General features: G+C 66.8%; 15 protein-coding genes. 7 read left to right on the top strand and 8 right to left on the bottom strand.

Features of this window, described 5'->3' with window-relative positions; genetic code table 11:
* Positions 1 to 74: 74 nt before the first annotated feature.
* On the bottom strand, positions 75 to 3,707 hold the full coding sequence (locus G4D77_RS25280) for a hydantoinase B/oxoprolinase family protein (RefSeq protein WP_213757753.1): 3,633 nt from the start codon (positions 3,705 to 3,707) through the stop codon (positions 75 to 77).
* A 233-nt stretch (positions 3,708 to 3,940) separates the two neighbouring features.
* Complete coding sequence (locus G4D77_RS25275; protein ID WP_154833814.1) at positions 3,941 to 4,723, bottom strand: putative hydro-lyase; 783 nt, start codon at positions 4,721 to 4,723, stop codon at positions 3,941 to 3,943.
* A 126-nt stretch (positions 4,724 to 4,849) separates the two neighbouring features.
* Here G4D77_RS25275 and G4D77_RS25270 point away from each other — a divergent pair, with 126 nt between their 5' ends.
* Positions 4,850 to 5,779: a LysR family transcriptional regulator gene (locus tag G4D77_RS25270; protein ID WP_154833813.1), complete on the top strand. Its 930-nt coding sequence runs from the start codon at positions 4,850 to 4,852 to the stop codon at positions 5,777 to 5,779.
* Here G4D77_RS25270 and G4D77_RS25265 read toward each other — a convergent pair.
* The gene (locus G4D77_RS25265) at positions 5,776 to 6,732 is read right to left on the bottom strand and encodes a LysR family transcriptional regulator (RefSeq protein ID WP_154833812.1); all 957 of its coding nucleotides are present in this window, start codon (positions 6,730 to 6,732) and stop codon (positions 5,776 to 5,778) included. The two genes, G4D77_RS25270 and G4D77_RS25265, sit on opposite strands and share 4 nt — an antisense overlap.
* Before the next feature lie 114 nt (positions 6,733 to 6,846).
* Here G4D77_RS25265 and G4D77_RS25260 point away from each other — a divergent pair, with 114 nt between their 5' ends.
* From G4D77_RS25260 to G4D77_RS25245, 4 genes are read left to right on the top strand one after another with little or no spacing between them, the layout of a single operon-like run.
* Positions 6,847 to 7,818 carry a Bug family tripartite tricarboxylate transporter substrate binding protein gene (locus tag G4D77_RS25260; RefSeq protein WP_047326713.1) on the top strand — a complete coding sequence of 324 codons (972 nt, stop codon included), beginning with the start codon at positions 6,847 to 6,849 and terminating at the stop codon, positions 7,816 to 7,818.
* A 7-nt stretch (positions 7,819 to 7,825) separates the two neighbouring features.
* Positions 7,826 to 8,854, top strand: coding sequence for a 4-hydroxythreonine-4-phosphate dehydrogenase PdxA (locus tag G4D77_RS25255; protein WP_154833811.1), 1,029 nt, complete (start codon positions 7,826 to 7,828; stop codon positions 8,852 to 8,854).
* Positions 8,855 to 8,882: 28 nt separating this feature from the next.
* The gene (locus tag G4D77_RS25250) at positions 8,883 to 10,055 is read left to right on the top strand and encodes an L-rhamnonate dehydratase (RefSeq protein WP_154833810.1); all 1,173 of its coding nucleotides are present in this window, start codon (positions 8,883 to 8,885) and stop codon (positions 10,053 to 10,055) included.
* A gap of 11 nt (positions 10,056 to 10,066) precedes the next feature.
* Positions 10,067 to 10,996, top strand: a complete 930-nt coding sequence (locus G4D77_RS25245; protein WP_154833809.1) for a dihydrodipicolinate synthase family protein — start codon at positions 10,067 to 10,069, stop codon at positions 10,994 to 10,996.
* Positions 10,997 to 11,018: 22 nt separating this feature from the next.
* Here the strand turns inward: G4D77_RS25245 and G4D77_RS25240 are convergent, their stop codons facing one another.
* Together G4D77_RS25240 and G4D77_RS25235 are read right to left on the bottom strand one after the other, a co-directional pair.
* Positions 11,019 to 12,317 (bottom strand): hypothetical protein, encoded by a 1,299-nt coding sequence (locus G4D77_RS25240; RefSeq protein ID WP_154833808.1) that lies wholly within the window; start codon positions 12,315 to 12,317, stop codon positions 11,019 to 11,021.
* The gene (locus G4D77_RS25235) at positions 12,314 to 13,315 is read right to left on the bottom strand and encodes a Bug family tripartite tricarboxylate transporter substrate binding protein (protein WP_154833807.1); all 1,002 of its coding nucleotides are present in this window, start codon (positions 13,313 to 13,315) and stop codon (positions 12,314 to 12,316) included. The genes G4D77_RS25240 and G4D77_RS25235 overlap by 4 nt, the downstream gene beginning before the upstream one ends.
* Positions 13,316 to 13,466: 151 nt before the next feature.
* Between G4D77_RS25235 and G4D77_RS25230 the strand changes: the two genes are divergently transcribed.
* Together G4D77_RS25230 and G4D77_RS25225 are read left to right on the top strand one after the other, a co-directional pair.
* A complete protein-coding gene (locus G4D77_RS25230; RefSeq protein ID WP_123690813.1) occupies positions 13,467 to 14,378 on the top strand; it encodes a LysR family transcriptional regulator in 912 nt (303 codons plus the stop codon).
* A 51-nt stretch (positions 14,379 to 14,429) separates the two neighbouring features.
* Positions 14,430 to 15,149, top strand: coding sequence for a Crp/Fnr family transcriptional regulator (locus G4D77_RS25225; RefSeq protein WP_016451304.1), 720 nt, complete (start codon positions 14,430 to 14,432; stop codon positions 15,147 to 15,149).
* 13 nt (positions 15,150 to 15,162) lie between these two features.
* Here the strand turns inward: G4D77_RS25225 and G4D77_RS25220 are convergent, their stop codons facing one another.
* The 3 genes from G4D77_RS25220 to G4D77_RS25210 all read right to left on the bottom strand — a co-directional run bounded on the left by G4D77_RS25220 (position 15,163) and on the right by G4D77_RS25210 (position 20,723).
* Positions 15,163 to 16,434, bottom strand: a complete 1,272-nt coding sequence (locus G4D77_RS25220) for an amidohydrolase family protein (protein ID WP_154833806.1) — start codon at positions 16,432 to 16,434, stop codon at positions 15,163 to 15,165.
* 100 nt (positions 16,435 to 16,534) lie between these two features.
* Positions 16,535 to 17,620, bottom strand: coding sequence for a fimbrial protein (locus G4D77_RS25215; protein ID WP_154833805.1), 1,086 nt, complete (start codon positions 17,618 to 17,620; stop codon positions 16,535 to 16,537).
* A 256-nt stretch (positions 17,621 to 17,876) separates the two neighbouring features.
* Positions 17,877 to 20,723 (bottom strand): site-2 protease family protein, encoded by a 2,847-nt coding sequence (locus G4D77_RS25210; RefSeq protein ID WP_227740946.1) that lies wholly within the window; start codon positions 20,721 to 20,723, stop codon positions 17,877 to 17,879.
* Between the last annotated feature and the right edge of the window lie 10 nt (positions 20,724 to 20,733).

Genomic DNA, 20,733 nt, shown 5'->3' with positions numbered 1-20,733 from the left:
ACTCCATCGGTTGTGATCCGGGCCTGGCCGGGCGGCCCTCCCCCGCCCGCGCCATGCCCCCTGCTGGCGGCGTGTCAGGCCGCCGTTCCGTAGCCGCCGCCCCCTGGCGTGCAGACTTCGAAGATGTCGCCCGGCTGCATGTGCACGGCGCCGATGTGGTCCAGTTCCTCCACCTGGCCATCGGCACGCAGCACACGGTTGATGCCCGGCTGCCCCGGCTGGCCACCTGCCATGCCGAAGGCCGGATTCAGGCGCCCGTTGGACAGGATGCTGGCCGTCATGGGCTCCAGGAAGCGCACGCGCCGCACGCCGCCGTTGCCGCCGTGCCAGCGCCCGCCGCCGCCCGAGCCGTCGCGGATTTCATAGCTGTCCAGCATCACGGGGAAGCGGAACTCCAGCACCTCCGGATCGGTCAGGCGCGAATTGGTCATGTGCGTCTGGACGACGCTGGTGCCGTTGAAGCCGCGCTCCACCCGGCCCTCGGCGTCCAGCACCGCGCCCGCGCCGCTGCCGCCGGCAATGGTTTCGTAGTACTGGTGGTGCGCATTGCCGAAGGTGAAGTTGTTCATGGTGGGCTGGCTGCCCGCCATCACGCCCAGCGCGCCGAACAGCGCGTTGGTGATGCAGGTGGAGGTCTCCACATTGCCCGCGACCACCGAAGCGGGCGGGTTGGGGTTGAGCATGCAGCCTTGGGGGATGATGACTTTCAAAGGCTTGAGGCAGCCCGCGTTGAGCGGGATGTCGTCGTCCACCAGCGTGCGGAACACATAGAGCACGGCCGCCATGCACACGGCGCGCGGCGCATTGAAGTTGTTGGTCTGCTGGACGCTGGTGCCCGAGAAATCGATGACGGCACTGCGCTCGGCCGTATCGACGGTGACGGCCACGCGGATCTGCGCGCCGTTGTCCAGTTCCAGCGTGAACTGCCCGTCCCTGAGCCGCGTGATGACGCGGCGCACCGACTCCTCGGCGTTGTCCTGCACATGGCCCATATAGGCCTGCACCACGGGCAGGCCGAACTGCGCCACCATCTTGTGCAGCTCCTGCACGCCTTTTTCATTGGCCGCGATCTGGGCCTTCAGGTCGGCCAGGTTCTGCTGCGGGTTGCGGCTCGGGTACTCGCCGCTTTGCAGCAGCTCGACCATCTCCTGGGCGCGCAGCACGCCGCGATCGACCAGCTTGAAGTTGTCGATCTGCACGCCCTCTTCCTCGATGCGCGTGGAAAACGGCGGCATGGAGCCCGGCGTGATGCCGCCCACATCGGCATGGTGGCCCCGGCTGCCGACGTAGAAGGTCGGAGATGCCTCGCCGGCGATATGGACCGGCGTGATGACGGTGATGTCCGGCAGATGGGTGCCACCCTGGTAGGGGTCGTTGAGTACGTAGACATCGCCCTGGGCCATGCGCCCGGCGTTCCTGCGGATCACCGTCTGGATGCTTTCGCCCATGGAGCCCAGATGGACGGGCATGTGCGGCGCGTTGGCGATGAGATGGCCCCGGGCATCGAACAGCGCGCAGCTGAAATCCAGCCGCTCCTTGATGTTCACCGAATAGGCGGTGTTCTGCAACTGCAGGCCCATCTGCTCGGCAATGTTCATGAACAGGTTGTTGAAGACCTCCAGCAGCACAGGGTCCACCGTCGTGCCGGCCGCGTACTCGACCTTGCGCGGCACCACCCGGTCCAGCACCAGGTGATCCAGCCCGGTGAGCCTGGCCGACCAGCCAGGCTCGATCACGGTGGTGGCGTTGCGCTCGGCGATGATGGCCGGGCCGGCAATGACGTCGCCGGGCCGCAGGTCCTCGCGCACCACCAGGGCCGCGCCATGCCAGGCGCCGCCGGAGTACATGCGCACGGTTTCGCGGCGCGGATGCTCGCGCGGCGGATGCTCCGGCAGCACCGGCTCGCTGGGCGCATCGCCCGCAATCACGGCTTCGACCGACACGGCTTCCACCACCAGGCCCTTGCCCGCCATCAGAAAGGCGAAACGCTGGCGGTAGGCCGACTCGAAAGCCGACTGAATGCCCGGCAGGGAGCCAAAGGGCACGACCAAGGCGGAATCGGAGCCCTCGTAGCGCACATGCACGTTGTGCCGCACCTGCACAGGGCCTGCGCCGACCTGCCGGCGCTCCAGCTCCGCCTGCGCGCCCGTGCCCAGCGCATCCAGGCATTCGGCGATCAGCGGCAGGGCCTCGGCAGTCAGCGCCAGCTCCATGGCCTGCTCGCGGATCACGGTCTGGTCCGCCAGGCCCATGCCGTAGGCGCTGAGCACGCCGGCCAGCGGATGCACGAACACGCGGGACATGCCCAGCGCATCGGCCACCAGGCAGGCATGCTGGCCGCCCGCGCCGCCGAAGCACTGCAGCGTATAGCGCGTGACGTCATAGCCGCGCGCCACGCTGATCTTCTTGATGGCGTTGGCCATCTGCTGCACGGCGATGCGGATGAAGCCCTCGGCCACGTCCTCGGGAGTGCGCCCCGTCTGCCGCGCCAGTTCCTCGAAGCGGACACGCACGGCCTCGCCGTCCAGTCGCTCGTTGGCGGCAGGCCCGAACACGCTGGGAAAGTAGCGCGGCTGGACCTTGCCGACCATCACGTTCGCATCGGTCACGGCCAGGGGGCCGCCGCGGCGATAGCTCGCCGGGCCGGGATGGGCACCCGCGCTCTCGGGTCCCACGCGGAACCGCGAACCGTCGTAGGCCAGCACCGAGCCGCCGCCGGCGGCCACGGTGTGGATGCTCATCATCGGCGCGCGCATGCGCACGCCGGCCACCTGGGTCTCGAACTCGCGCTCGAAGGCGCCTGCATAGTGGCTGACGTCGGTGGATGTGCCACCCATGTCGAAACCGATGACCCTGTCGTGCCCGGCCAGGCCCGCCGTGCGCGCCATGCCCACGATGCCTCCGGCCGGCCCGCTCAGGATGGCGTCCTTGCCCTGAAAACTGCCCGCATCGGACAGCCCTCCGCAAGACTGCATGAAGAACAGCCGCACTCCCGGCATCTCTGCAGCCACCTGCTGCACATAGCGGCGCAGGATGGGAGACAGGTAGGCATCGACCACCGTGGTATCGCCCCGGCTCACGAACTTCATCAGCGGACTGGTCTCGTGCGAAGTGCTGACCTGCGTGAAACCCAACTGCCGCGCAATGCGCGCCGCCATCTGCTCATGCCGCGTATGGCGGTAGCCATGCATGAAGACGATGGCCACGCTGCGCAGGCCGCGCGCATGGGCTGCGGCCAACGCCGTGTGCAGGTGCAGCCCGTCCAGCTCGCGCAGCACCTTCCCATGGGCATCCACACGTTCCACGGCCTCGACCACCTCGCTGTAGAGCAGTTCGGGCAACTGGATATGGCGGTCGAACAGGCGCGGACGGTTCTGGTAGGCGATGCGCAGCGCATCGCGAAAGCCCCGCGTGGTCACCAGCAGCGTGGGCTCGCCCTTGCGCTCCAGCAGCGCATTGGTGGCCACCGTGGTGCCCATCTTCACGCACTCCACAAGGTCCGGCGTGACCGGCTCGCCTGGCTTGAGGCCCAGCAGGTGGCGGATGCCGGCCACGGCCGCGTCCCGGTACTGCTCGGGGTTTTCCGACAGCAGCTTGTGCGTGGCCAGGCTGCCATCGGGCCGCTTGCCCACGATGTCGGTGAATGTACCGCCACGGTCTATCCAGAATTGCCAGCGCCTGTCATGGGGAGTGGAGCGTTCTTGCATGGTGTCGGAACCCGTTTGTCTCGAAGTTGAAGTCAGGAAAACCGTGGCCTGGAGCACGGCCCTCCGCCGGTGCCCACCACTGGCGTCCAATCTAAAAGTGCCCCTGGACCGCGTCCATCGAGAAGTTTTCGCCCCCTCTGTTCACGAAAACTGAACAGGAGCGGCCCCTTGCCGGCCAGCGACGCAAAGAAAAAGGCCCGCCGAAGCGGGCCCCAAGCCAGGCAGGCAGGCCGTCAGAACGCGGCCAGATGGCTGTTGCGCAACTCCGTCACCAGCATGTGGCCCGGCTCGTGCGTGATGGCGAATGGCAGGGCCGCCGAGCGTATGGCCTGCTGGGGCGTCACGCCGCAGGCCCAGAACACGGGAATCTCTCCCGGCCTGAGCGCCATGGGCTCGCCGAAGTCCGGCCTGTCGATGTCGGCAATGCCTATCTGCGCGGGATCGCCCAGGTGCACGGGCGCCCCATGCACGCTGGGAAAGCGCGAAGTCACCTGGATCGCACGGATGGCCTGGGCGGCCGTCATGGGCCGCATGCTGACCACCATCCGGCCACCGAACCGGCCCGCCTGGCCGTTGGCAATGTCGGTGATGAACATGGGCGCGCCCCGGCCTTCATCGATGTGGCGCACGGGCACGCCCGCCTCGCGCAGCGCGTCCTCGAAGGAGTAGGAGCAGCCGATGACAAAGCCCACCAGGTCGTCGCGCCACAGCTCCGTGAGGTCATTCACCTGCTCGGCCCTGTGACCATCGCGAAACACCCAGTACGAGGGCAGGTCGGTCTTCAGATCGATATCGCCCAGTTCGGGCACGCGGCTGCTGCCGGGCTCGGTCACGCCGATCAGCGGGCAGGACTTGGGGTTGAGGCGAGCAAACCGCAGGAACTCCTCGCTGCACTCGCGCGGCAATATCGCCAGGTTGCCCTGGGTGTAGCCGGGGCACTGCCCTGCCGTCTGCTCGCGAAAGCGGCCGGCGCGCACCTCCTGTCGGAACTCGGTCGGATGGGTCCAGTGCGTCATGGGTGAGCCTCTATTGAGTGGAGATGCCTCCCAATGTAAAAAGCAGCAGGCCACCGGTCCACTCAGGAATTGTGCGCAGCCTCTCCCAGAAAAACTGAACAGCCACTGCAGCCCGCGCAGACACCCATGAACATCCGCTTTCTGGAAACCTTTGTGCTGCTGGCACGCATCGGCAGCGTGCGCCGCGTGGCCGAACTGGTCCACGCCAGCCCCGGTGCCGTCTCCATGCGCATACGCGGGCTGGAGTCGGACCTTGGCGTGACCCTGTTCCACTGGGACCGCAAGACGCTGCAGATCACCGACGCCGGCGCCCGCTTGCTGCGGCATGCGGAGGCCGTCATCGAAGCCGCACGCACCCTGGAGCGTGCCGCCAGGTCCGACGACGCCATCGGCTGCCGCCTGCGGGTCGGCGTGCTGGAGACGGCGGTACACACCTTCCTGCCCGAATTCGTCAAGGCGATGGGCGCCAGCCTGCCGCACATCGAGCTGGACCTGACCGTCGATCTGAGCACCCACCTGTCGGAGCAGATGATGCGGCGCGACCTGGACCTGATCGTGCGCACCGGCTGCGGCGTGGACCCCCAGTTCGCCGTGGTCGAGAACCTGCTGGAAGTGCCCGTGCACTGGATTGCCAGGCGGGGCCTGGTGCCCAGGAAGGATGGTCTGCACAAGGCGCTGGGCAAGCAATTGCTGACACAGATGCGCGGCACCGGCCCCTACGAGCAGGCCGTGGCCATGGCACAGCAGCTGGCCGTGCAAAGCGGCATGGTCTCCAGCGATCTGCGCATCTCGGGATCGCCCTCGCTGGCGGCCCTGGTCTCGCTGGTGCGCGAGGGCCTGGGCGTCGCCATCATGCACGGCATGCTGGTGGCGCCGCAGCTGGCAAGCGGGGAGCTGGTGGAGCTGGAGCTGCCCACGCCGCCCTCCTTTCGCATCACCACCTGGTACCCCAAGAGCCCGCCGCCCGGCGTCACCGACACTGCCCAGGTGCTGCGCCGCGTCTGCAAGAGCTACTGCAAGCGGGTCAGCCCGCATCTGGCGCGGTACATCGGCTAGGGCGCGGATGCCGGCGGCGGCTCCTGCCCGTGCAGCAGCGCCAGAAAGCTGGCGGCCGCCTGGCTCAGCGGCCGGTCGCGGCGCACCAGGCTGCCGTAGGACTGCAGGTTGCGGCGCATGCGGTAGGGCAGGATGCGGACCATGCCGTGCTCGGCATGGTCGCGGGCCACGGCCTGCGGTATCACGGCCACCAGATCGGAGTTGCGCACCAGGTTCATGGTGGTGAGGATGGAGCCCGTCTCGATCAGGCCGCGCGGCAGCGGCAGGCCGTGGGCCTGGAACTCCTGGTCGATCAGCGCGCGCATGGGACTGCCCGGCGGCTGCAGCACCCAGCCATGGGCCTGCAACTGCGCAAAGCTCACGCTGCGGGCACGCGCCAGCGGATGGCCGCAGCCCGCGATGATGGACAGGGCCTCATCATCGAGCGAGCAAAACCGGTGATCCGCGTCGGACGGCCCGGCCGGACGGCCCACCACCACCTCCAGCACCCCGTCCTGCAACTGCGCCAGCAGCCGGTCGCTGGTGTCCACGGCCACCTCGATGGACAGCAGCGGCCACTGGCGCTTGAGCGCCAGCAGCGCCTGCGTGAGGCGGCCCGGCGACGCCGCCATGATGCTGCCCACGGCCAGCCGCCCCGCGCTGCCTTCGCGCAGTTCCTGCAGCTCGCGGTTCAGCGCCTCCATGCCGCCGCGCAGATGGCGGAAGTAGCCCGTTACGCGCTCGCCCGCCGCGTTCAGCTGCAGGCCGCGCCCCACACGGTCGAACAGGGGCAGGCCCAGCGCGCCTTCCAGCTCATGCAGCATCTTGGTGGCGGCCGGCTGGCTCAGGCCCAGCCGGGCTGCAGCGCCGCGCAGCGTGCCCTGCTCCTCTATGGCCAGCATCAGCGCCACCTGCCGCATGCGCAGGCGGTTGAGCAGTTGCGGCGTGCTGTCCCTGCGGTCGATGGAGCCCATGGAAGTCCCTTTGAATTGATTGCCTGGAGTTATCCATTCATCAGCAATTTTCAGTTTACGGCAATCAATTGCCTGCCTAGCATGGACCCACAACAAAAGCACCGGAGACAAGACATGCAACGCCGCATCCTGCTGGCCGCAGCCGCCCTGCTGCCCTCGCTCGCCACCGCTCAAACCCCGCCAACCCCGCCCGACTGGCCCGCGCGGCCCGTGCGCATGCTGGTGGGCTCGGCCCCGGGCGGCGGCACGGATGCCATGGCACGCGCCGTGGCCGACCGGCTCGCGCCGCTGCTGCGCCAGCCGGTGATCGTGGAAAACCGCCCCGGCGTCTCCAACACCCTGGCCGTGGACATGACGGCCAAGTCCACGGACGGGCACACCATGGTGATGGGCGTGGTCACGGCCCATGCCATTGCCCCGCACCTGCTCAAGCTGGGCTACGACAGCAACCGCGACCTGGTGCCTGTGGCCTATGTAGGCGCAGTGCCCAATGTGCTGGTGGTGGGAAACAACCTGCCCGCCAACTCGGTGCAGGAACTGGTCGCCCTGGCCCGCAAGGAGCCCGGCAGGATCAACTTCGCCAGCAGCGGCACGGGCAGCACCCAGCACATCGCGGCCGAGATGTTCAAGGACGCGGCCGGCATTGAACTGACCCACGTGCCCTACAAGGGCAGCGCCGCCGCCCTGGTGGACCTGGTCAGCGGCCAGGTGCAGATGAGCTTCGACACCATGCCTTCGGTGATCGGCCAGATCAAGGCCGGCAAGCTGCGCCCGCTGGGCGTGACGTCACCGCGCCGCAACGCCCAGCTGCCCCAGGTGCCGACGCTGGCCGAGGCCGGCCTGCCGGGCGTGGAGATAGGCGCCTGGTACGGCATCTACATGCCAGCGGCCACACCCCGCGCCGTGCAGGCCCGGGTGCACGACGAAGTCAACAAGGTGCTGGCCCTGCCCGAGACGCGCACGCGACTGGAGGCCGTGGGCGCCGAGCTGCAGCCCATGGGCCAGGCGGAGTTCATTGCCTTGCACAACGCCGAGTACCAGCGCTTTGGCGAAATCATCCGCAAGAACCACATCAAGATCGACTGAGCCGCACATGCCCGCATCCGAACTTCCCGTCGTCGCCCTGACCCTGGGCGATCCCGCCGGCATAGGCGCCGAACTGATCGCACGCCTGCTGGCGCGGCCCGAGGCCATGCAAAAGGCCAACATCGTGCTGGCCGGCGACCCCTGGCTGTGGCAGCAGGGCCAGCGCATCGCGGGCCTGCAGGTGGCCACCACACCCATCGCCGGCATGGCCCATGCACGTGGCCGCACCGACACCGCCCTGCCCGCCTTCCTGGCCCTGGACACGGTGGCCCCCGATGCCGTGCACCCGGGTCGTGCCGAAGCCGCAGGCGGGCGCTCGGTGCTGCAGGTGCTGGACCGGTGCATGGACGCGGCCCAGGCCGGCCAGATCGACGCCATCTGCTTTGCGCCGCTCAACAAGCAGGCCATGAAGCTGGGCGGCCTGCGCCATGAGGACGAGCTGCACCACTTTGCCGAGTACCTGGGTGTGAGCGGCTATTTCTGCGAATTCAACACGCTGGGCGATCTGTGGACCTCGCGCATTTCGTCCCATGTGCCGCTCAGGGACGTGGCCGGCTATCTGAGCCAGGAGCGCATCGCCCAGGCGGCCGAGCTGATCTACCGCGCGCTGCTGGCCAGCGGCATGGCGGCCCCCAAGGTGGCGATTGCGGGCTTCAACCCGCACAACGGCGACGGCGGCACCTGCGGGCGCGAGGAGATCGACATCATCGCGCCGGCCGTGCGCGCGCTGCAGGCCCGCGACTGGCCCACGCCCGACCCGTTCCACGGCCCCTTCCCGGCCGACACCATCTTCCTGAAGGCCCAGGCCGGCGAGTACCAGGCCATCGTGACCATGTACCACGACCAGGGCCAGATCGCCATCAAGCTGCTGGGCTTCTCGCGCGGCGTGACCGTGCAGGGCGGCCTGCCGATCCCCATCACCACGCCGGCCCACGGCACGGCCTATGACATCGCGGGCCAGGGCCGGGCCAGCGTGGAGGCCACCTGGCAGGCCTTCCTGATCGCCTGCCGCATGGGCGCCGCGCGCCTGTCCTGACTGACTTCACTCCCCCGCCCTCACCATCATGAAAATCAAATCCGTCCGCGCCCGCGTCTACGAATGGCAAGGCAAGACCGTGCCGCCCCAGGGCAACTTCTGCTCCAACGCCATGGACCTGCTCTATGCGCCGCAGGAGACCATGTCCACCTTCCGCTTCCATTCCTGGACGGTGGTGGAGATCGAGACCGACGACGGCATCGTCGGCCTGGGCAACGTGGCGCTGGCGCCGCGCATCGCCAAGGCCATCATCGACGAGTACCTGGCGCCCCTGGTCATCGGCCACGACCCATGGGACTACGAATACCTGTGGCAGCGCATGTACCGCGCCACGCACGCCTGGGGCCGCAAGGGCGTGACCATGGCCGCCATCTCGGCCGTGGACCTGGCCATCTGGGACATCCTGGGCAAGAGCGTGAACAAGCCCGTGTTCAAGCTGCTGGGCGGGCGCACCAAGGAAAGGATTCCCTGCTACTACAGCAAGCTCTACCGCACCGACCTCAAGGCCATGCAGCAAGAGGCGCAAAAATTCCTGGACCAGGGCTTCAAGGCCTTCAAGATGCGCTTCGGCTACGGCCCGGCCCATCTGCAGGAAGGCGTGCGCGAGAACCTGCGCTCGGTCGAGGCCGTGCGCGAAGTCATAGGCTACGACTGCGACCTGATGCTGGAGTGCTACATGGGCTGGAACCTGGAGTACGCCAGGCGCATGCTGCCCAAGCTGGAGAAGTTCGAGCCGCGCTGGCTGGAGGAGCCCGTGATCGCCGACGACATCGACGGCTACGCCGAACTCAGCCGCCTCACCAGCATTCCGATCTCGGGCGGCGAGCACGAGTTCAGCCTCTACGGCTTCAAGCAGCTGCTCGACAAAAAGGCCGTCAGCGTCGTGCAGTACGACACCAACCGCGTGGGCGGCATCACGGCCGCGCACAAGATCAATGCGCTGTGCGAGGCGTTCAGCGTGCCCGTCATCCCGCATGCGGGCCAGATGCACAACTACCACCTGACCATGAGCACGCTGGCCTCGCCCATGGCCGAGTACTTCCCCATCTTCGACGTGGAGGTGGGCAACGAGCTGTTCTGGTACATCTTCGACGGCGAGCCCGTGGCCGAGAACGGCTTCCTGCAGCTCAGGGACGATGTGCCGGGCCTGGGCCTCACGCTCAAGACCGAGTACCTGGACCAGTTCCGCATCGTCGAATGAGGGAGCACGCCATGCCCGGAATTTCTCGGCCGCGCTACAGCGGCATCTTCCCCGTGGTCCCCACCACCTTCCACGAGGACGGCACGCTGGACCTGGCCAGCCAGAGGCGCTGCCTGGACTTCATGATCGACTCGGGCGTGGACGGCCTGTGCATCCTGGCCAACTTCTCCGAGCAGTTCCTGCTGGCCGATCACGAGCGCGAGGTCCTCACGCGCACGGCGCTGGAGCATGTGGCGGGCCGCGTGCCCGTGATCGTCACCACCACGCACACCTCGTCGCGCGTGTGCGCCGAGCGAAGCCGCCGCGCGCAGGACATGGGCGCGGCCATGGTGATGGTCATGCCGCCCTACCACGGCGCCACCTTCCGCTTCGGCGAGCCCCAGGTCCACGGCTTCTTCCAGGCCGTGTCCGATACCATCGCCATTCCCATCATGGTCCAGGACGCGCCGGCCGCAGGCACGCCGCTGTCCCCCGCCTTCCTCGCGCGCATGGCCCGCGAGATCGAGCAGGTCTGCTACTTCAAGATGGAAACCGCAGGCGCCGCCGGCAAGCTGCGCGAACTCATCGCCCTGGGCGGCGAGGCCATCGAAGGCCCCTGGGACGGCGAGGAAGCCATCACCCTGCTGGCCGACCTGCAAGCCGGTGCCACGGGCTCCATGACGGGCGGCGGCTTTGCCGACGGCATACGCCCCATCATCGAAGCGCACAGAAACGGCGACCCCGACACCGCATTCGCCCTCTACCAGCGCTGGCTGCCCCTGATCAACCACGAAAACCGCCAGGCCGGCTTCCTGGCCGCCAAGGCGCTGATGAAGGCCGGCGGCGTGATCGCCTGCGACGCGCCGCGCGCGCCCTGGCCGCCCATGCACCCCGAGGTGCGCCGCCAGTTGCTGGACATTGCGCGGCGGCTCGATCCGCTGGTGCTGCGCTGGGGGCACTGAGGTTCCAAGGCCCCGCAAATAGCTATCTCGGGGCCTGCACGATCCCCGACACATCCAGCACATACATCTGCCGCTGGTGCTCGTGCACGGAGTCGATGCAGACCTGGCGCCCGTCACGGCTCCAGCGCGGGTGCAGGTCGCAGCGGTTTTCCTTGCTGAGATCGGGAGAGGCGTAGAAGCTGCCCAGGTCGTGGCGCTCGCCCGTGTGCATGTCGTACAGGAACAGGAAGCGCTCGTGCGTTCGGTCGTCGGGATAGGTGTCGCTGAGCAGCCAGCGCGTGTCCACGGGCGAGAAGCTCATGTGGCCGTTCTCCACCAGCACGCCTGCGCCCACCACCTGCACGTCACCGCCCTCCACATCGTCATAGAGGTGATAGTGGATCTCCCCGGCATGCGGGCCCCACACAATGATGTGGCTGTCGTCCTGCCATAGCGGATGCGAGATCTGGTATTCGGACTTTTCGTAGTCGAACGTGCCCACGGCCATCGGGTCGAAGTCGTCGGCCAGCTGGGGCAGCGGATGGTCCGAGCATTCGAGCAGGCGCATGTCGGACCCATCAGGCGCCATGGTGATGAGGCGGTGCAGAAAGCAGGTTTCGTCCTTGACGCGTTCGGTCCAGCGGTGCAGGAAAAGAATGCGCGAGGAAGACGGGTTGACCTCGATATGGCTGACCCAGTGGATGGCCTTGTCCATCGATGTGCGGTGATGAAATGCCTTGAGGCGCGCATAGCTGGCCAGCAGCCTTGCCTCGCCCGTCGCGACCTCCATGCGCCAGATGCCGTCGTCCTCGGGCGCCAGGGGCAAGGCGAAGGGACCACCCTCTTCGCTGTAGCCAATGGTTTCGTGCGTGACGTACAGACGACGGTAGTCCACGCACAGCGCCCAGGCACTGATGGGCGCCACCACATACACAGGCATGGGCAGGGTGCGCCGCGCGCCGCTGTCCACATCGATGACCACGGAGCCGAACCCCGGATAGCGTCCCCCGGAATCTGCCGTCCTGTCGTTGTGGATCAGCTGGCGGCCCGCCAGCCCGTCCAGCCACTGCAGCTGGCTGCCCATCTGCCAGTTCCAGGCGCCGGTCTCGCCCACGGCGTGGAAGCGGTCACCGTTTTCGGTATCGAAGTAGCCGATGGACGCCCGCGCCTGGGGCGTGAGGTACTGGTCCATCCACGGCGTTTGCTGCGCCAGCACCAGGCGATTGCTGCGGTCCCAGCTGGACTTGTTGTAGTAGCCGAAGAAGTGGTGCTGGCGGCCATCGCCCAGGCGGTGGCAGGGGACGAAGGATGCGGGGGTGTTCGAAGTCATGGAGCGTTTCATTGGGCGGAGATGTGGCCTTCGGCGATCACGCGGTCCCAGCGCTGCTTTTCGCGGGCAACGAAGGATTGCGCCTCAGGCAGGCTGTTGGCGACGGCGCTCATGCCCTGCTCTTGCAGGCCCTTGCGGAACTCGGGTGTGGCCACGACCTTTCGGATGTCGTCATTGAGCTTTTTGACGATGGCCTCGGGCACCTTGGAGGAGACGGCCACAGTGGTCCAGGAGGTGGCCACAAAGTCCTTGAGCCCGGACTCGGCCGCCGTGGGCACGTCCGGCAGGGCCGGCAGTCGCTGGCTGCCCGTGACGGCCAGCGCCTTGAGCTTGCCGCCGCGTATGTGCGACAGCACCGTGGGCGGGTTCTCGAACATGAGCTGGATCTGGCCGCCCAGCAGGTCGTTGATCGCGGCCGAGCTGCCGCGATAAGGCACGTGCACGATGGGCGCGCCCGCCTGCAGCTTGTACAGCTCACCCATCATGTGCACCGACGAGCCCACGCCGGCCGAGCCGAAGTTGACCGTGCCAGGCGCCTTTTTGGCCAGCGCCGTCAGCTCGGCCAGGTTGCTGGCGGCAAGGCTGGGCGTGGCCACCACCACATGCGGCATCTCGGCCAGCACGGTCACCACGCGCAGATCCTTTGCGGGGTCATAGGCCAGCTTGCTGTATACGCCATAGGCGGCATGCAGGCCGATGGAGCCCACCATCAGCGTGTAGCCGTCGGCCGGTTGATCGGCCACATATCGGCCTCCCAGATGACCGCCCGCGCCGGGTTTGTTTTCCACCACCACCGGCTGGCCCCAGAGCCGGCTCAGGCGGTCGGCCAGCATGCGTGCCTGCACGTCGGAGCTGCCGCCTGCAGTGAACGGCACGATGATGCGCAGCTGGCGCCCCGGCTGGGGAAAGCCATCCTGCGCGATGGCGGCGACTGGTGCCGTGCCAGCCAACGAGGCGGAGATGGCCACAGCGAGCATGGCGGCTTTGCTGCCTGCGCTTGTCTTGATCATGGAATCCTTTCGATGGCGCTGCCGCGCCTGGGCAAACGATGCAATGAGGCCAGTGTAGAAAGCGGGGCATCTTTGGAAAAATGCATTTTTCCGTGGCCTCTATACAGAAAAGATATACATTGCCAGCCACCCCGAGCAGGACCGAATCGCCATGTCCAGACCCCTGAGCGCCCGAGAGATCGAAGCCTTCCGCGCCGTCATGCAGACCGGCACCACCACGGCCGCCGCGCGGCTGCTGCACACCACGCAGCCTTCGGTCAGCCGGCTGCTGGCCCAGATGCAGGCGGCCGCAGGGCTCAAGCTGTTCGACATGCACAAGGGCCGCCTGCGCCCCACGGCCGAGGCCGTGGAACTGTTCGCCACCGTGCAGCAGCATTTCCTGGGGCGCGAGCGCATAGAGCGCGACCTGGCCGCACTGCGCCAGTCCGGCGCCGGCACGCTGCGCATAGGCTGCACGCCGGCCCTGGGCCTGAGCGTGATCCCGGCCGTGGTGCGCAGCTTTGCACAGCGCTACCCGGGCACCCACATCAGCCTGCAGACCCTGGGCTCCACGCCCTTGCGCGAGGGCCTGCTGCATGGCCACTTCGACCTGGTGGTCAGCACCATGGCGCTGAGCACGCCCGAGCTGGACGCCACCGTGCTGCACCGCAGCCGCGCCGTCTGCGTCATGCACCCGGACCATGCATTGGCCACGCGCACACGGCTGCACGTGCGCGACCTGCAAGGCCAGTTGCTGCTGACCCTCAACGCCGATGACGATATCTGCCTGCAACTGCGCCACACCATGCAGGAACACGGAATAGAAGCCGGCTCCACCATGGAGACCACCTACTCCTCCACCATCTGCACCCTGGCCGCCCAAGGGCTGGGGCTGGGCGTGGTCAACCCCTACGTGGCCTCGGTGTTCGCGCGCGACCTGCGTGTGCTGCCACTGCTGCCAGCCTGCGCGGTGGAGGTGGTGCTGGCCCTGCCGCCCCAATACGCGCCCACCGAAAGGGCTGACTGCTTCGTGCAGTTGCTGCGCGAGCAATTGCACGCCTATCCGCAGGCCCGCACGCCCTAAAATTGCGGCCGATTGGAGACAAGCGGTTTGCAAACGAGTACCCACGAGCCCATGCTCACCCCCGCCGAGCGCGAGGCCATCAATTCCGGCCAGTGGTTCTGCAGCCTCTCGCCCTCGCTGCGCCATGACATCCTGCGCCAGACCACGGTCCGGCGGCTCAAGGACGGGGCACTGATCTATGCACGCGGCGATGTGCCGCACAGGTGGTATGCCTGTGCGCAGGGCGCCGTGCGCATGAGCTCGACCAGCCTGTCGGGTCGGCAGACCACGCTGGCCTATGTGGAGCCGGGCGCCTGGTTCGGTGCCATGTCCACCTTTCTTGACGAGCCGCGCACGCGCGATGCCTATGCCCATGGCGACACCACGCTGCTGTGCGTGGACAAGGAGAGCTTTCACGCCATCCTGGCCACGCATGTGGAGTTCTACGACGCCCTGCTGCGCCTGCAGGCCCACCGCATACGCCAGACCTACGGACTGGTGGAGGACCTCAACACCCTGCCCCTGCGCGCACGCCTGGCCAAGCAGCTGCTGCACCTGTCGCGCAGCTACGGCACACAGGTGCTGGACGACCCGCGCGAGCTGCGCATAGGCCTGCAACTGGTGCAGGAGGAGCTGGCCCAGTTGCTGGGCGCCTCGCGCCAGCGCGTGAACCAGGAGCTCAAGCGCATGGAGCGCGACGCCTGCATTCGCGTGGAAGCCCAGGGCCTGGTGGTCAGGGACCTGGTGGCCCTGCAGACCATCGTGCGCGAGGCCAGCCTGGCCGGCGCCTGAGGCCGGCGCCGGTTCAGCGCCGCCAGTCGATTCTTGCCGGGCGGCCCGGCAGATGCAGCGCAGCCGTTGCAGCAGGCGCCTCGGCCAGCAACCGGCCCTTGCGGAACACCTTCAGGCGCGTGGCGCGCAGCCGTATCGCCTCGGCCGCATCGCGCGCCTGCAGCAGCACGAAGCTGGCATCGCAGCCGGCCTCGATGCCATAGCCGTCCAGGTGCATCACACGCGCCGCGCGCGTGGTCACGGCGTCGAAGCAGTCGCGCATGCCGTCCTGGCTGGTCATCTGCGCCACATGCAGGCCCATGTGGGCGACCTCCAGCATGTCGCCCGAGCCCATGCCGTACCACGGGTCCATCACGCAGTCATGGCCGAAGGCCACGTTGACGCCTGCGGCCAGCAGCTCGGGCACGCGCGTCATGCCGCGGCGCTTGGGATAGCTGTCCTGGCGGCCCTGCAGCGTGATGTTGATCAGCGGATTGGCAATCACGGCCACGCCGCTTTCGGCGATCAGCGGCAGCAGCTTGCTCACGTAGTAGTTGTCCATGCTGTGCATGGAGGTGCAGTGCGAGCCCGTGACGCGGCCCTGCAGGCCCAGGCGCTGCGCCTCGAAGGCCAGGGTTTCGATGTGGCGCGACAGCGGGTCGTCGGACTCGTCGCAGTGCATGTCCACCAGCAGGCCGCGCTCGGCCGCCAGCTCGCACAGCAGCCTGACGCTGTCGGCACCCTCGGCCATGGTGCGCTCGAAGTGGGGAATGCCGCCCACCACGTCCACGCCCTTGTCCAGCGCCCGCCGCAGGTTGGCGACGCCGCCAGGCGAGCGCAGCACGCCGTCCTGCGGAAACGCCACCAGCTGCAGGTCGATATAGGGAGCCACCTGGCGCTTGACCTCCAGCAACGCATCGACGGCCAGCAGGCGGACATCGCTGGTATCCACATGGCTGCGGATGGCCTGCAGCCCCTTGGCCGCCGCCCAGTCGCAATACTCCAGCGCGCGCGAGATCAGCGCCTCGGCCGTGAGCAGCGGCTTGAGCTCGCCCCACAGCGCTATGCCCTCCAGCAGCGTGCCGCTGCGGTTGACGCGCGGCAGACCGTGGCTCAGCGTGGCATCCATATGGAAATGCGGATCGACGAAGGGCGGCGAGACCAGCTGGTGCTGCGCATCGACCACTTGGTGGGCTGGCGCTGAAAGACCGGCCGCGACCTCGACGATGCGCCCGCCCTGCACGGCGATGGACATGTCCTGGCGGCCGTCGGGCAGCGTGGCGTGAATGACGAGTAGATCAAGCATCTGCGTATTCTGCGGGCATGGCCACGCACCCGCAGACTTGCCTGACCACGCTGAATGGCCTGCCAGCGGTCAGACCGAAAGCGCAAGGGATCAGGGGGAACTACTGGTAGCTGATGGTGAAGGTCGCCGCCGCATTGGCACTGCCTATGGTCACGTTCTCTTCGGTCTTGACATAGCGCGCCGTCAGCGGGATATCCAACCGCTCCTGCCCGTAGGCAACAGACCCTGCAAACCATTGATTCCTGTTGCCGGCGGCATTGGAGTCCGGGCCAAAGCCCAGTATCTGGTCATCCTTGCGGATCTGCACACCCACACCTTTTGCCACCGAGGTTTTGGACAGGGTCAAAACATTCCCGATATTTGCAGGATTTTCCACGTCCGTCAGCGTGACATAGGCGTTGGTCAACGAACCTGGGATGCCGCCCTTGCACAACAACGAGATGAGGAAGGAGCGGGGAGCACCGGTTGAGCCGATTGAGGTGAGTTTTGGAGCGACAGTCTGGGCCATGCGCACGGGCTCCGGCGCCTGTGGGGTACAAGTGGGCACCCTGGGCCGGAGGACGACGGGCGAGGAAAAGCTGTATTGAGCGAGAATCTGGCCAAATGCATCAGTCGCGCGTTCGTACAGGAAATCGCTGTCCAGCACGCCACCTGCAGTGATATCGCCATCTGCGGTCTTGATCAACTCAACTTTGACATCGGAAAGTTGATATGCAAAAGATCCGGGGTGATCGGAATGCTCCGAAGTACTTACAGGCGCAGCACCATGTATAGTCGAAACCCTCATTCCAATACCCTCGACTGTCGTCGGGTATATATTATTGACTGGTGTAGATTTACCTACGCTATAGCCCATGACCCGTTGCTTACAATTCATCAATCTATCGCCAACCCCATTACTCAGTACCGCCACAGCGGCTTTTGAGTAAATCACCGTGTTCTTGGCCACAGTGGGATTGAACTCTGGGGGATTGAAATTACTGAACACATACTTGTAATAGCCTGCCCCATCACTTGTATCTTTAATTTCGCATTGGGACCATGCGGAGGTGGCCATCATTGCCAAAATAAATATCATGACAGCCTTGTTTATTCTGCAAAAAGCACCTGCGAATATATTCATTTTGAATACCTCCGGATAATAAAAAATTCCAAGGCCGCATTTCCTTGGTAAATTTTCAATCATAGGCACCTTTCATCCGAGATGAAATCAGATCAATCTGATTCAAGGTCTGCCCGGTGCCATGAAGGTCGTGGCGAGGCAGGCGATGGACATGTCCTGGCGGCCATCGGGCAGCGTGGCGTGAATGACGAGTAGATCAAGCATTTGCGTATGCTGCGGGCAGGGCCCGGCGCTCTCTCTTTCGGTAGGGTTTCATCAGGGCCTGCGGATAGCTGGCCCTGCGCTGCCGGCATGCGCGCGCCCTCCCCGACGATACCTATCAGGGGCACAGTCCTGCGGCCTGCGCAGACTCGTGCTGGAGCCTGCGCTCCAGGTTTTGCCAGTCGCTATGAAGGTCGCGCGCCACGCGCGGGCGCCTGCAAAGCGCAACGTGGCGCGCCTGGGACAGCGGTTGCAGCGCGGCCAGTGCCTGCAGGCGCAGGGCATCGTCGTTCAGCAGTTGCGCGGCGGCCAGCCGGGCCTGGGCGATTCCGATTTCGGCATATGCACGGGGTGCAGGCAGCTGTTGCGCCAGGGCCTGGCGCACTTCAGCGGCATCACCCATGCCTATGGCAATCCAGAGCCAGGCGATCCAGCTGTCCTGGGAGGCGTAGTGGCCGGCCTTCTTCGGCGGGGTGCGCTCCACGCTTTGGCGGGCCAGTGCCACGGCAGCGCCAGTCTGGCCGTGCTCGGCCATGAACCGGGCATGCAGGGTTTCGGCCTGCATCAATGAGAAGATTTTCCATTCACGGCGCTGAGCCGAATCCGCAGTCACGGCATGTGCAGCTTGCGGCGCTGCCTGAAGCGCGGCCTGGAGCGCGATCACATTGGCCTGCAACTGGGCTTGCGCCGCTTCGGGGTGGCCGCTGGCATCCAGCAACCGGGCGAGCTTGATGCGCGCGTGCAGCAGCAGGAAATCGTCCGGCGCATCGGCGTCGGCGCGGCGGATCTCCACGGCTTGCACCATCCGATCAAGCCTTTGCGCCACGGTCTGATCAGGCGGTCCCCAGAACGCAAGAACTTCCTGCACGCTGGCCAGCACCCGGCGTGCAGGGCCTGGCACGTCCTGCAGGTCGGCCACCAGTTGCTGGCGCAAATTCGTTGCCTGCTCGGCGGTATCCGCCGTGTCGGCCATGCCTTTCAATGCAAGGGCACGCTGCAGATCACTCTGTGCCCGGGACTGCGTCATCGCCCAGGCCGATTGGTAAAGTGCTTTGGCGCGCGCCTCGGCCAGAGGATGGTCGTCCATGAGTTGCAGTTCCCCGGCGGATTCCAGGTAGATCTCCACCCGTTGCTCTTGGGCAGACGGGGGCAGTTGGTCGGCCTGGGCCAGGCGGGCCTCGATCTCGGCCAGGTGCTGCTCCGGTACGTAATCACGGCGGGCAGACAGCTCCACATCCCACAGCGCAGCAAGAACCTGCCGCCCCTGCGGCGCAGCTTGATGAATGCCCATGACCATGGCTACCGGCAGCAGCAGGCAGGCCAGGTAGATTGCCAGGCCCGCTGCGCCTTCGGCCCAACCGGGCGCACGCGATTGCAAGGAGGGCAGCAGTGCGCCTGCAGCGGCCGCGCGCCGGACAAAGGGCCAGCGCGCAAAAGCGGGTTGCTGCAGCACGCCGAATGCGCGGTGTACGGCATCGGCCTCTCTGACCGGGGCCTGGCATGCCTCCTGTTGAGGAAGCGTGTGCAGGGTGCGATGCACGGCCCGCTCCAGTTGCATCACACGCCATTGCCATGGCAGCCCCATCAGCAGCACGCCGGTGAGGATGGAGATCAGGGGGTCCCGGCTGAACCAGGCCAGCCCACCCAGCGCGGCCATGCCCGCCAGTGCAAACACCAGCCGCATTGCGGGCAGGCGAGCGAACAGCAGGCTCTCCACCACGCGGCCGCCATCCAAAGGCGTGAGGGGCAACAGGTTGAATGCGTTGACGACCAGGGTCAGCAGCAGCAATTGCATGGTCCAGGCGGGTGGCTGCGGGAGCAGGCCCCAGCCTACGGCAGCCAGCGCTCCCACAGCCAGCAACAGCCCAGGCATGGGACCGGCCAGATAGACGCCCACTTTTTGCAGCGGCGTGGCGTCCGCCTTTTCTCCGGTGGCCATGCCACCCAGGCCAGGAATGAAGAAGACGGATTGACGCTGGTAGCCCGCCCAGCGCATGGCCAGCCAATGCCCTCCTTCATGCACGGCGATCACCACCAGAAGCATCCACGCCATGTCCCATGAAAACAGCACGGCGCCCGCTGCCAGGAACAGCGCCGCCGTGATCCAGAAACTGCGGTGGCGGTTGTGCGCCATGCCCAGCCCGCGCTGCACGGCTTTCTGGTAGCGAAAGCGCAGCGCCTCGGACACTTGCCGGACCTGCGGCCCATGAAGGCATGCACCGGCAGATGGGCTGGCGGGCACCGCCCTGTCTTCCTTGCGCACCTGGCGCAAGGCACGCCAGGCCAGCCGCAGCGACTCGCGCCAGCTGAGCCGCCAGAACCCGGGCCCGGCAGGCAGCGCACGGCCCTGGGCCACCAGTGCAGGGACTTGGCTCCGGCCCCACTCATCCAGGCGCTGTACCGCCTGGTCAAGGCCCTGGACCACGGGAGCCCGGTCGCCGGACAGGCGCTCGGCGTAGGCGGCCCAGGCCGATGCGGTATCGGGCTGGGCATCGTCCAGGTAGGTCCAGCCGGGCGGCGCAGGCAGGCTTGTCTGAGGTAGGCCATTGAAGCCCATCCAATTGCGCCCGTCGGCAAAGAATGTGAGCCAGGTCACGGAGCCCACGGTGCGGCCATGCCTGGCGCTTCCCGCCTGTTCGGCCTGGACCATCGCCCAGGCCCGCCCGTCGGCATGGACGAACAAGTCCACCTCCAGAGGAAGGTCGGGATCCATGGCCTGCGGATGCGTGCCCTGCAGGCTGGCACACCAGGTGAAGCCCAAGGCTTGCAACTCCGGCCGCATGGCATCCAGCACCGCCCGTGAGTCGGGCTCCAGTGCCTGGCGCTCCACCACGGCCATGGGCGCAGCACGCAGGCGCAGGCGCATGCAGTTCAAAGTGGCCAGCAGCAGCGAGAGCGCATACAGCAAGGGAATCGCGCCCAGCAGCGCCAGCCAGGGCGCGGCTTGTGAGAGCCAGTTCATCATCTTGAATAGT

Origin of the sequence: Delftia sp. WY8 (genome assembly GCF_018437695.1) — a bacterium.
Classification (GTDB): Bacteria; Pseudomonadota; Gammaproteobacteria; order Burkholderiales; family Burkholderiaceae_C; genus Comamonas; species Comamonas tsuruhatensis.
Note: the sequence above shows the minus strand (reverse complement) of the source record. Positions and strands in the feature narration are given on the sequence as shown.